At 65.3% G+C, this 12,049-nt stretch carries 9 protein-coding genes; 2 read left to right on the forward strand and 7 right to left on the reverse strand.

The window, feature by feature from the left end:
* Positions 1 to 72: 72 nt before the first annotated feature.
* Genes L8G49_RS08165 through L8G49_RS08180 form a run of 4 tightly spaced genes read right to left on the reverse strand, consistent with a single transcriptional unit; the run spans position 73 to position 4,052 of the window.
* A complete protein-coding gene (locus L8G49_RS08165) occupies positions 73 to 519 on the reverse strand; it encodes a spore coat U domain-containing protein (protein ID WP_242183999.1) in 447 nt (148 codons plus the stop codon).
* Positions 510 to 2,774 carry a fimbria/pilus outer membrane usher protein gene (locus L8G49_RS08170; RefSeq protein ID WP_242184007.1) on the reverse strand — a complete coding sequence of 755 codons (2,265 nt, stop codon included), beginning with the start codon at positions 2,772 to 2,774 and terminating at the stop codon, positions 510 to 512. The genes L8G49_RS08165 and L8G49_RS08170 overlap by 10 nt, the downstream gene beginning before the upstream one ends.
* Positions 2,775 to 2,790: 16 nt before the next feature.
* Positions 2,791 to 3,531 carry a fimbria/pilus periplasmic chaperone gene (locus L8G49_RS08175; RefSeq protein WP_242184009.1) on the reverse strand — a complete coding sequence of 247 codons (741 nt, stop codon included), beginning with the start codon at positions 3,529 to 3,531 and terminating at the stop codon, positions 2,791 to 2,793.
* Between the two features lie 5 nt (positions 3,532 to 3,536).
* Positions 3,537 to 4,052: a spore coat protein U domain-containing protein gene (locus L8G49_RS08180; protein ID WP_242184026.1), complete on the reverse strand. Its 516-nt coding sequence runs from the start codon at positions 4,050 to 4,052 to the stop codon at positions 3,537 to 3,539.
* A 325-nt stretch (positions 4,053 to 4,377) separates the two neighbouring features.
* Here L8G49_RS08180 and L8G49_RS08185 point away from each other — a divergent pair, with 325 nt between their 5' ends.
* Positions 4,378 to 5,802: an amino acid permease gene (locus L8G49_RS08185; RefSeq protein ID WP_242184028.1), complete on the forward strand. Its 1,425-nt coding sequence runs from the start codon at positions 4,378 to 4,380 to the stop codon at positions 5,800 to 5,802.
* Positions 5,803 to 6,349: 547 nt separating this feature from the next.
* Complete coding sequence (locus tag L8G49_RS08190) at positions 6,350 to 6,634, forward strand: hypothetical protein (RefSeq protein ID WP_242184030.1); 285 nt, start codon at positions 6,350 to 6,352, stop codon at positions 6,632 to 6,634.
* A gap of 7 nt (positions 6,635 to 6,641) precedes the next feature.
* Here the strand turns inward: L8G49_RS08190 and L8G49_RS08195 are convergent, their stop codons facing one another.
* The 3 genes from L8G49_RS08195 to L8G49_RS08205 all read right to left on the reverse strand — a co-directional run bounded on the left by L8G49_RS08195 (position 6,642) and on the right by L8G49_RS08205 (position 11,975).
* Positions 6,642 to 7,697 carry an acyltransferase gene (locus L8G49_RS08195; RefSeq protein ID WP_242184033.1) on the reverse strand — a complete coding sequence of 352 codons (1,056 nt, stop codon included), beginning with the start codon at positions 7,695 to 7,697 and terminating at the stop codon, positions 6,642 to 6,644.
* Between the two features lie 639 nt (positions 7,698 to 8,336).
* Positions 8,337 to 11,234, reverse strand: a complete 2,898-nt coding sequence (gene uvrA / locus L8G49_RS08200) for an excinuclease ABC subunit UvrA (protein WP_242139856.1) — start codon at positions 11,232 to 11,234, stop codon at positions 8,337 to 8,339.
* A gap of 105 nt (positions 11,235 to 11,339) precedes the next feature.
* The gene (locus L8G49_RS08205) at positions 11,340 to 11,975 is read right to left on the reverse strand and encodes a trimeric intracellular cation channel family protein (RefSeq protein ID WP_242139855.1); all 636 of its coding nucleotides are present in this window, start codon (positions 11,973 to 11,975) and stop codon (positions 11,340 to 11,342) included.
* Positions 11,976 to 12,049: the final 74 nt, after the last annotated feature.

The raw sequence follows: 12,049 nt of genomic DNA on the forward strand, positions 1-12,049 counted from the left end.
TATTTTAATGTCTGGGTTACATGTGATCCGTCTCATGTGATGGCGGTGCTTGATGACTTGAATGTTCCGAGCTCAGTACGTGACGGTGACGGTTATCGTGTCCGAATACATTCCGGGCTTAAGCTGACTTTGGCCACCCGGCGCGCGCCCGTAAATCGGAAGCACTTCGCCGGTCGACGAGCGGCTGACGCTGCCGCTGCCGCCGCTTCCATCGCCCCAGACCGTCAGATGGTTCGGGTCCAGGAACAGATTGTAGAGTAGGGTCTGGCCGCCGCCGTTCATCTTGCGCGCGGCATAGCTGCCGTTGCCGGGGCCGAGCGCAACGACGAACGCGACTGCCGCATCGCACTTAACAGTGACGCTGCCCACGGCATCCTGTGGCAGGTCGCTGAGCGGGTCGTAACGGCCAAGCGAAAGGTCCTGCGGGTTCACGACGCAACTCGCGGCCTGCGCCCGCGCGGTCGGCAGGGACACGAGCCCGACGAGGAGCAGTGCGCTAGTGAGGCGGGTCAGGTGCATGTAAAGGTCCCGAGACGGGGCTGGGGGCCCAGGCCCCCCGCAAAGGCCAGCAGGAAATGGCATCCTGTCCCGTCGATTGTCGCCGCGATGCGGTTGCGCGCCATCAGCCCGGACAGATAGGCGGTCCCGTCGGGGGCGACGACGTACGGATCGGTGCCGCCGTTGACGTACAGCGCGGTGCCGGCGGGCATCGTCGTGCCGTCGGGCAGCAGCACCGTCACCAGGCCGGCGCGCGCATCCCGCGCCCCGAAACGGACCGCGACGCCGCTTCGATCATAGGGACGGATCGTCCGGGCGGTTTCGTCGATCGCGGCGTCAAGCGGGAGGTCCTCGGCTTCGATCCGCAGGTGGTTGTCCTGGTAGGGCAGCAGCCGCGGCACGATCAGCACGCCCGCGCTATTGGTGCGGCCGACGAGCTGGTTGTCGACATAGACCCGGACATTGTCATAATTGCCGACCGTGACCGCGGCGAAGCTCTGGTCGAGCTTGCGCGCGGCGAAGACCCGCCCCCCGACCGTCGCGATCGAACCACTCATTCCAAGCCGCGCACCGGTGCTGCCGTCGAGCCGGGTCGCCTCCGCGTCGAGCCGTCCGATATTGGTCTGGACGTTGAGTTCGGCATCGAAGCGTTCGCTTTCGCCCGTTTCCGCGGCGAGGCGATAGCCCAGCCCGTCGCCATAGGGCAGGTTCCGTTGAAACGTCGCATTGGCACCGACCTGGCCGTTGCGCATTTCGGTGCCAACCACAGCGCTGCTGCGATGGCCGACCGGGACGCTGAGAAACACCTGGACCGCGCTGTCCCGACTCCCCGTAAAGCTGCGCCGCGCACTGACACCGACCGATCCTATCCCGCGTAGCCGCAGCGAACTGCTGGCGCTCGCGTACAGCACATCCGCTTCACCGCGCCCGCGCCGCCATAGCAGCGAGGTGCCGACCGACCCGAACGGCGTCGGCATCCCGAGGAAACCGCTCACCGTGCTGCGGGGATGTCGATACAGCGCGGTTTCGCCGATTGTGGTGTAGCCGCCAGTCGCAATCTCCCCACTAACGCCGATCGAGATGCCGCGCGCCTGCCGTTCGAAGCCAGCTCCGATCAATCCACCGCGCTCGTGCCCGGACCGACTGGCCGCCGCCGACAGCGAAAAGATCCCGATGGTGGGCCACGCTACATTGACCGCCAGCCCCACAGTTTGGGCCGACCGGGACCCTTCGCCATGTCCTTCCAGCGTGATGCGGTCGGTTGCGCCGTACCGGTGCGTCGCCGACAGGATCGCGGTGCCATACGCATTGCTCTCCTGCGTGTAGTCGCGCCTCAGGAAACCGACTTCATACGAATAATCGTGCAAACCGCGGCGGATGATTTGAGGCGCGGCATAATAGGATTGTGTGACCAGGGTCTGGCGACCCAGGGCGTCCCGGACGACGAGCTGCACTTCGCCACTGCCGTTGACCACCGGGACGTCGCGAAGCGTGAACGGCCCCGACGCGACCTTTTGCTGGTTTTGCAGCACGTTGTTCACCAATATGTCGACGGTCGAAGCGACGGCGGCGCTGCCGTTCAGCGTCGGCAGCGCCATCGTCAGATACCCCGGCTGCGTCGCGAAATTGCTCGCGAGCTGAATTCCCGCGAAGCGCAGCGCGGACGTCCCGGTGCTGGCGCGCGTGACGCCGTCGCCGATCCGCAGCGAGCGCATGCGGGCCGGATCGTCGATCGTATAGGTACTGTCCAGCCGCACCACCGCGCGATTGCCCGGGCCGCCGCTGCCGGCGATGAAACTGGTACCGGCCGTCCCGGCCCCGCGAAACGCGCCCAGCGCGAACAAGCCGTTCAGCGCCCTTGTCCCGTCCGCGACCTGCGCCGACACGTCATAGTCGAGGAAACCGCCGAGCGCGCTGCGGGTCATTGCGCCATATGGCTGGCGGGACAGCCGGACGGCGGACCCGACGAACAGTGCGGCTGGGATCGTCAGCGCGAGCGTCTGGGTGGCATCGTCGAGCTGCAGGACCACGCCGGGCAGCGCCGAGACCGCAATGTACGGGTCGCCGTCGAAGCGGCGGGTCGCGATCGCGCGCGTATCGATCCGCCAGGCGCGTGCGGTGGACACCGTGACCGCCAGAACGTTGCCGTCGCGCAGCACCCATGCCGGATCCGCCTGCTCCACCCCGTTGATCCGGACCGCGAGCATCACCAGGCGCGCGCCAGCCGGCGCGGGATCGGCCGTAGCCGCCCCGATCCCGGCCGTACCCAGGGCCATGGCGGCGACGACCAGACTAGCCAGCCGGTAGATCGACCGTAACTTCGTCTACGCCCAGCGCGGTCTGGACAATCAGGTGCAACGGTACCCCCGTCGTCCAGTCGGGATGTCGACCGAGGTTCCAGTGTCGCATGCTCGCGGGCAGCACCACGCCCATGGCGGACGTGAGCAGCTTGGGGACTCCTGGTCCGGCACTGCTGATCGCGGTAACCTGGAGCGGCATTCCCCCGGCGTTGCGGCCCTCGAGCAGAAGGGCGCCATCCGATCCGCGTCGCATGGTCCAGCGCACGGCGGGTTTCGCGGCAGGGTCGGCGACGATGTACAGCGGCAGGTTCAGGTTGACCGCGATACGAATCCCCTTGGTGGCGGGAGCCGGGATTTCCTCCAGAACGACGCGATAGGCGGCGTCGGCGCCCGCCCGGCGCAGCCCGACGCGGATCAACTGGACCGCCTTGGCGGGGGTAGTGAAGATCGGCGGCGAGGCGATCAGATCGTCGTTCGGCGTATAGACGTCCGCGCCGGCGACCTGGGTCCAGCGGTAGGTCGTGACGCGTATCGCGACTGGCGCGGTATCGCCGTTGGTGATGGTCAGTGATCCGACCGGGCGGTTGGCGGGAAGCGTCAACGTGACCGGGCTGACGCGGAAACTGGAGGCGTTCGCCGTGCCGGGGACCAGCGCGACGGTGCCGACCACCGAAAGACCGGCCGCCCGCAGGCGACCGGTCCAACGAGCGTCGATCCAGGGGATCGAGCGCATCGGGATCAATACGTGACAGTGACGGTGACGATGTCACCATAGACGCCGGCGTGCATCCCGGTCTGGCCAGCCGAGATCGTCCCGGCAACCGGAAAGGTCACTTCGGCGCCCGTCCCGGTATTGGCGATCGTGCTGCCTTCGGTGCCGTCGCCCCAGATCGCTGCCTTGGCGGCGGTGGTGTACAGGATGTAGTTCAGTTTGTCGGTGCCGAACGTCATCTGGCGCAGGGCGATAGTCGCGGCAGTGCCTTGACCCTTGTCGGCAGCTGCGGTCCATGCCGTGCCGTTGGTGCAGAGTACTTTCAGGCTGCCCGCGCCGTCATGCGGCTGGCCATCAGTCACGTCGGCGCCGCCGAAGGCGAGCGCGGTCGTGTTGACGGTGCAGTTGGCGGTGACGGTGGCGCTGGCTGCCATCGTCGAGGTCGTGGTGGCCGTCTGTGCGGTCACCGGCTGGGCGAACAGCGCGACCAGGCCAAAAGTTGCAGCGATCGTGGACGAAGCGCGAAAGGTCTTGATGGTCATATGCAAAATCCCAGGATGGAGACTCGCGGGTTGCCCCCGATGTCTGATGATGAAGCGCCGCGGCCTCTAAAGAGCCAATGCTGACGCTTCCGCCCCTCCGGGGTTATGATACTGTCCAGCTATTACGCGAAGATTAAGGTTAAGTAAGTCTTTACCAGGTAGTTATACGCGGTTTTAAGGCGTTCGCCCCGTGCTCGGCCCGAGAGCTCCGGTGCGGCGCCCCAGGGGGACAGATCGATGGGCATCTGGCCGATTGCCACGCGTCCGGCAGCAACCTAGGCGACGATGGTGAAACAAATGATCCACCGTTGAGGACAGGACCAGCGTGACGACTCGATCGACAGTGTTTGCCACGCTGCTCCGCTGCAAGCCCGTCGCCGACTTTGTCGTGGCGGGTGAGGGGCATGGCCACGGCCTCGGGCGCAAGTTTGGCTTGTTCCAGCTGACCATGCTCGGCGTCGGCGCGACGATCGGGACGGGGATCTTCGTTGCGCTCACCACGGCAGTGCCCGAGGCTGGGCCGGCGGTGAGCGTTTCGTTCGTCATCGCCGGGATCACCGCCGCGCTGACCGCGCTGTGCTATGCCGAGCTGGCGTCGGCGGTGCCGGTGGCGGGGTCGTCTTACTCCTATGCCTATGCAACCATGGGGGAACTTGCCGCCTTCCTGATCGGCGCTTGCCTGTTGCTCGAATATGGCGTGTCGGCCTCGGCGATCGCGGTGGGGTGGGGGCAGTATCTTAACGAGGCGCTGAGCCTCACCACCGGCTGGCGCATTCCCGATGCGATCGCGCGGCCGCCGGGGGCGGGCGGGGTGGTCAATCTGCCCGCGGTGGTGCTGGTCGGGCTGTGCCTGACGCTGCTGCTGCGCGGCGCAAAAGAGTCGACCAGCGTCAATGCGGTGCTGGTTCTGCTCAAGCTTGCGGTGCTTTTGCTGTTCGTCTGCGTCGCTTTCGCGCATTTCAACACCGACAATCTCCACCCGTTCGCGCCCAAGGGGCTGATCGGGATCGGCTCGGCGGCATCGTCGATCTTCTTCTCCTACATCGGGATCGACGCGGTCTCGACCGCGGGCGAGGAGGTCGACAATCCGCGCCGCAATTTGCCGCTCGCGATCATCCTGTCGCTGCTGATCGTCACCGCCGCCTATATCCTCGTCGCGGTCGCCGCGGTCGGCGCGCAGCCGTGGACCGCGTTCAAGGGGCAGGAGGCGGGGCTCGCGGTGATCCTCCACACTCTGACCGGGGCGGCGTGGCCCGCGCTCGCGCTGTCGCTCGGCGCGATCGCGTCGATCTTCAGCGTCACGCTGGTGGTGCTCTACGGCCAGACGCGGATCCTGTATGCGATGAGCCGCGACGGGCTGCTCCCCGCCTTCTTCCGCCGGGTCGACCCGGTGCGGCAGGTGCCGCGCCAGAACACCTGGGTGGTCGCGGGCGGGGTCGCGCTGCTCGCAGCATTGGTGCCGCTCGACGTGCTGGTCAATCTGACGAGCATGGGGACGCTGATCGCTTTCGCCTCGGTGTCGATCGGCGTGATCCTGCTCCGACGCAGCCGCCCGGACCTGCCGCGCGGCTACCGCGTGCCCTTCTACCCTGTTCTGCCGATCGCGAGTGCGGCGTTCTGCCTGTACCTGATCGCGGGGTTGCCGAAGGACACGTACCTGCTGTTCGCGGTGTGGCTGGGCGGGGCGGCGGCGCTGTACTTCGGCTATTCGCGGCGGCGGTCGGTGCTGGCGACGGGGGCGGCGGGCTAAGCGGCTGTTAGCGGGCGGTATTTGTGAGCGGTGGCGGTGGGGCACGCGGATGGTGCGCTGCGGAAGGTTAGGGGAAAGTTAGGCGGAAACGGTTTGCGGATCGCCCGGTGGATCGGGCGGAAACGCGGGGGTGCGGTGCTGTCAAAGAACGAGGCGCGAGCTTACGCTTTTTGGGGCGTGTAGGACAGCGGCGAAGGCGGGCGCGGATTGGAGAGGGAGCGCCTGAAGCGGAGAATGTGCGGTCGATTGACCCGCGCCTTTGCGCAGGACCAGAAAGGGCGGGGGGAAATCAGACTCGACCTGGCCAGGCGCGACGCCACGCTGCGAGAGCGCGGGCTGTACTTTGCCGAGGCCGCGTTGATCCCCCTTCTTCCGTCATGCTGAACTTGTTTCAGCATCCACGACGCAACACGCTTGGACCGTCCCTGTGGAGCGGTGGACCCTGAAACGCGTTCAGGGTGACGGCGGGGGTGGGAGGGCATGCTCCCGGACGTCCCTTGCGGGGCTTCCCCCGCATGGACGCCGAACCCTTCGATGAGGAAGGCCAATGACCGAGAGCGTTCGACATTCTGATCGCGGCTGGCTTGATCCCGCGGACGAAGCGCCCGAGCTGACCGACGCGTTGCTCGACGTGGCGGAAGTGTCGGTCGGCGGGGCGGTGATCGGCCCGGCGACGGGGTATCTCGGTCCCGAACAGCGTCGTGCGCGGCCGACCGCCGCAGCGCCGCTCGTCCTAGGAAGCGGCAAGCTTCCTTACGGCGCCATGCGGGCTGACCTGTCCGACGCACGGGACACTGGCGCGAGGTGTTGGCGAGTTGGGGGGCGACCGTGATATCGCGTCAGGTCGCGAGGGGTATCGTCCTGCTGGATGAACGGAAGCGTCGCCGCCAGTTTGCCGCGGGTTGCTCGACCAGCGCATACATTCCTGCGGCGTACAGCATCGAGAGCGCGCCGCTGATGACGATGAGGCCCAGCAGCCCCAACGCTGGAAACAGGGCATGTACCCCGGCGATAATAGGCACATGAATCAAGTACAGCGTATAGGAATAGAGCGCGATTACACGCAGCGGTCGGGTGGAGAGCGCGATCGACACCCAGCCGCGATCATGGATAGCGTAGCTGAAGATCACGAACAACGCACCGCCTTGCAAGGTGTAACGGACCGTCTGGCGAAAAAGCTCGTCCCGGATGGCTAAACACCCCAAGAGAATGGCCGAGGCGAACAGCACGTGGATAATACGTGGCTGCCATGCGCCTTTGTCGAGAACCGGATTCTGCCACAAAGCGAGGCAGCATCCGAAGAGAATGCTGTCGATCCGCGTGTGCGTCCAATAATAGACTTTGCCGATGTCGGATATGGTCGCAACGGTTGCAAGACGGATCCCGAGAACCGCGATGCACGCACCCAGGCACAGGCCAGCAGCTTTTCGCGGCGGAAGGGCCGCTAACGTCGCCGAAAAAATAACAGGAAATACCAGGTAAAAATGCTCTTCGACCGCGAGGCTCCACAGCGGCGGTCCGGTGACTCCCTGTGCATTGCCGGTAATCCAGGGGTAGTTGGTCAGAAAGGCCAGTTGCGAAAATACACCCCAGAACTCGGCAGGATGCTCGGCGGGAAGCCATTGGGTTAAACCAAGAAGGAGCAGGACTGTAATGTAGAGCGAGGGCAAGATGCGTACGCTTCGCCTGACATAAAAGGCTCTTATGTCAATGCGTCCGGTCTGCGCAAACTCTGCACGCAGTAGCGTGGTGATCAAATAACCGCTCAGAAAGAAGAATATAGTGACGCCGAATCCGCCCGGGACAAGCTTCTCGAGTCCGCAATGTGCGACAAAGACGATCAGAATCGCAAGAGCGCGGAAACCATCAAGTGGCGATATATGGTTGATCGGCACGTGTATGTCCCCCCCGAGACAATATTTGCAATGGGTCGATAGATCTCTTCTCCAATAAAAGCTAGATGTCGGTCACCATTCGGTGAGCACTTTTGCCACAAAAACTTGCGAATTAATGCGATCCGGCAGTCCAGATACAGCGGTTCCGTTGTATCACCCATTTACTGTCAGGTTTGGTTGGATCGAGAGCCCTTGCGCATCAACGACCGCGTGGACCTTGGTCGTGAACCCGCCTCGGAAGCGACCGAGGCGCTGACTCAAGGCCCCTCTTTTGCGGTCGTAGCCTGCTGGTGCCCCGGGATTGAAGGGCTTCAAGTCATCTGGATATCATCGCCGCGATGATGGCATTCATCAGTTTGTCCTAAACGCCAGCGTGCGCCCCTGGAAAAGGCGATTGTAGCATGTGATCAGCGGACCATACCGCTCGGGTAGGTCGCGCCACTGCGCGCCCGAGCGCAAAACCCAGAGAATCCCTTCGAGAAACCACGATCATCTCTGCTCGACGATCGCGCCCTAGACGCCGACCTCACACTCGAGACAGTATGAAGTCCGCGGTTTTGATCACACCCTGCTGCGCACGTACTCGAACGAACAGTCCCCCGGACTGTTTGGCCTCCGTCCACGACCGCTCCGTCGTCGTCATGCCGCCGTAGCGGCGGGACGGCTCAAGAGCGGGGCAAGGTACTTGCCGGTAAACGAGCCCTTCGCCTTTGCCACAACCTCCGGCGTCCCCTGCGCGACGATCTCCCCGCCCTTCACACCGCCCTCAGGCCCTAGATCCAGCACCCAGTCCGCGGTCTTGATCACATCCAGATTGTGCTCGATCACGACCACCGTATTCCCCTGCTCGACCAGTTGGTGGAGCACTTCGAGCAGCTTGCGCACGTCCTCGAAATGCAGCCCCGTCGTCGGTTCATCCAGGATGTACAACGTCTGCCCCGTCGCCCTGCGGGAAAGCTCCTTGGCGAGCTTGACGCGCTGCGCCTCGCCGCCCGAGAGCGTCGTCGCCTGCTGGCCGACCTTGACGTAGCCGAGGCCCACTTCCTCGAGCATCGCCATCTTGTCGCGGATCGGCGGGACCGCCTTGAAGAAGTCGACCGCATCCTCGACCGTCATGTCGAGCACGTCGGCGATGCTCTTGCCCTTGAACTTCACCTCGAGCGTCTCGCGATTATAGCGTTCGCCGTGGCACACGTCGCACGTCACATAGACGTCGGGGAGGAAGTGCATCTCGATCTTGAGCAGCCCGTCGCCCTGGCACGCCTCGCAGCGCCCGCCCTTGACGTTAAAGCTGAACCGCCCGGGCTTGTAGCCGCGCGCCTGCGATTCCGGGAGCCCGGCGAACCAGTCGCGGATCTGGGTGAAGCTGCCGGTATAGGTCGCGGGGTTGGAGCGCGGGGTGCGGCCGATCGGCGACTGGTCGATGTCGATGACCTTGTCGAGATATTGCAGCCCGGTGATCTTGTCGTGCTTGCCCTGAACGATCCGCGCGCCGTTCAAGGTGCGCGATGCGGCGGCGAACAGCGTGTCGATCGTGAAGCTCGACTTGCCGCTGCCGCTGACCCCGGTGATGCAGGTGAAGGTGCCGAGCGGGAGGCTCGCGGTCACGCCCTTGAGGTTGTTGGCGGTGGCGTTGTGGACGGTGATCTTCTTGCCATTGCCCTTGCGCCGGGTCTTGGGCACCGCGACCTCGCGCCGGCCCGACAGATAATCCGCGGTGATGCTGTTTTCGTTGGCGAGGACTTCCTCGAACGTGCCCTGCGCGACGATATGCCCGCCGCGCACGCCCGCGCCCGGCCCCATGTCGATGACGTAATCGGCGGTGCGGATCGCATCCTCGTCATGCTCGACCACCAGCACGGTGTTGCCGAGATCGCGGAGGCGCCGCAGCGTCTTGAGCAGCATGTCGTTGTCGCGCTGGTGGAGCCCGATCGATGGCTCGTCGAGCACGTAGAGCACGCCCGAAAGCCCGCTGCCGATTTGCGACGCGAGCCGGATGCGCTGCGATTCCCCGCCCGACAGCGTGCCCGAGGTGCGATCGAGGTTGAGATAGTCGAGCCCGACGTTATTGAGGAAGCCGAGGCGCTCGAGGATTTCCTTGAGGATCCGCTCGGCGATCGCGCGTTGCTGGTCGCTGAGGTCGGCGGGGACCTGTTCGAACCAGGTGAGCGCATCGACGACCGACAGGCGCGTGACGCTCGAGATGTCACGCATCCCGATCTTGACCGCGAGCGCCTCGGGCTTGAGGCGGCCGCCGTGGCAGACTTCGCACGGGGCGGCGCTCTGATATTTGTTGAGTTCCTCGCGCATCCACGCGCTCTCGGTCGAGAGCATCCGGCGGTTGAGGTTGCCGATCACGCCTTCGAACGGCTTCTTGACGTCGTACGACTTCTTGCCGTCGATGAAGGTCAGCGTGACGGGCTTGCCCTTGGTGCCGTGGAGGATCGTGCGCTGTGCCTCGTCCGGCAGGTCTTCCCAGGGGGTTTCCAGGCTGAAGTCGAATTCGCGCGCGAGGCTGCCGAGGACCTGCATGTAATAGGGCGACGGAGGATTGGACTTCGCCCACGGCACGACCGCGCCCTTCTTGATGCTGAGCGCATGGTTGGGGACGACGAGATCCTCGTCGAACAGCAGTTTCTCGCCGAGCCCGTCGCATGCGGGGCAGGCGCCCTGGGGGGCGTTGAACGAGAACAGCCGCGGTTCGATCTCGGCGATCGTGAAGCCCGAGATCGGGCAGGCGAACTTTTCGCTGAACACGATGCGGCCGGGGGGCGCGTTGTCGCCGAGGACTTCCTGCTTGGGGGTATGGACCTCGACCGGATCGGCCGGGTCGACATACGCCAGTCCGTCGGCGAGTTTCAGCGCGGCCTCGAAGCTTTCCGCGAGGCGCGTCGCGATGTCGGGACCGATGACGAGGCGGTCGACGACGACCTCGAGGTCGTGCTTGAACTTCTTGTCGATCGCGGGGGCTTCGTCGATCTCATGGATCTCGCCGTCGATGCGGACGCGGGTGAACCCCGCCTTCTGCCATTCGAGCAGCTCCTTCTTATACTCGCCCTTGCGCCCGCGGACGACCGGCGCGAGCAGGTAGAGCCGCGTGCCCTCGGGGAGCGCCATGACGCGGTCGACCATCTGGCTGACGGTCTGCGCGGCGATCGGCTCGCCGGTCGCGGGGGAATACGGGATGCCGACGCGCGCCCACAGCAGGCGCATGTAATCGTAGATCTCGGTGACGGTCGCGACGGTCGAGCGCGGGTTGCGGCTGGTGGTCTTCTGCTCGATGCTGATCGCAGGGGAGAGGCCCTCGATATGGTCGACGTCGGGCTTCTGCATCAGTTCGAGGAACTGGCGGGCGTAGGCGCTGAGCGACTCGACGTAGCGGCGCTGCCCCTCGGCGTAGATCGTGTCGAACGCGAGGCTCGACTTGCCGCTCCCCGACAGGCCGGTGATGACCGTCAGCGTATCGCGCGGGATATCGACCGACACGTCCTTGAGATTGTGCTCGCGCGCGCCGCGCACGGAAATATGAGTCAGCATAAAAGCGAGTTCTACTTCTGTTCTGATGGAAGCGCCAGAGGATGAGATAGGGAAGCGCGCGGCCGGTTACGAGGGTTCCCTTGCGCCGAGCCGTCCACGGGTGGGTTAATCGGGGGCTTTGCCGTAGGCGGGTAGCGCCAGCCTAAAATGGATCGCCGCAGCCCGCAGCGCAAAGCCGCAAACCGCCGCCACCGGCGCGGCGAGGTTGGGTGACACCCCCACCGTCACCAGCACCACATACAGCCCCGCCGCGAGCGCCGCCGCCGTCACATAAAGCTCCGGCCGCATCAGGATCGACGGTTCGCCGGCGAGCACGTCGCGGATGATCCCGCCGACGCACGCGGTCACCACGCCCATCAAGGCGGCGGGGACGGGGGGGATGCCGAACGCGAGCGCCTTGGCCGCGCCGAACACCGCATACGCCGCCAGGCCCACCGCATCGAGCCAGTCGAGCGCGGTGCCCTTCCACCAGCGTTGCGGAGTCGTCCACACCAACACCGCGACCGCGAGGCACGTCCCCGCGACGAGCCGGTCGTGCACCCAGAACACCGGCGCGCCAATCAGCAGATCGCGCACCGATCCGCCGCCGGTTCCGGTGATCAGCGCGAAGAAGGTCGCGGTGACGAGCGTCTGCCGATGCCGGATCGCGGCGAGCGCGCCGGTGATCGCGAACACCGCGATCCCGAACAGGTCGAGCCACGGCAGCACGGAGCCGAATTGCCAGGGGAATTGCGCGGGCATTTCCGTTCCCTAGGGCAGCCTGCCCGCCAAGGGAATGCGCGCCGCACGCTACGTAGTTTCCTCCAGAGACGCGC

The sequence above is a fragment of the Sphingomonas sp. CARO-RG-8B-R24-01 genome (genome assembly GCF_022662295.1).
Taxonomy (GTDB): domain Bacteria; phylum Pseudomonadota; class Alphaproteobacteria; order Sphingomonadales; family Sphingomonadaceae; genus Sphingomonas.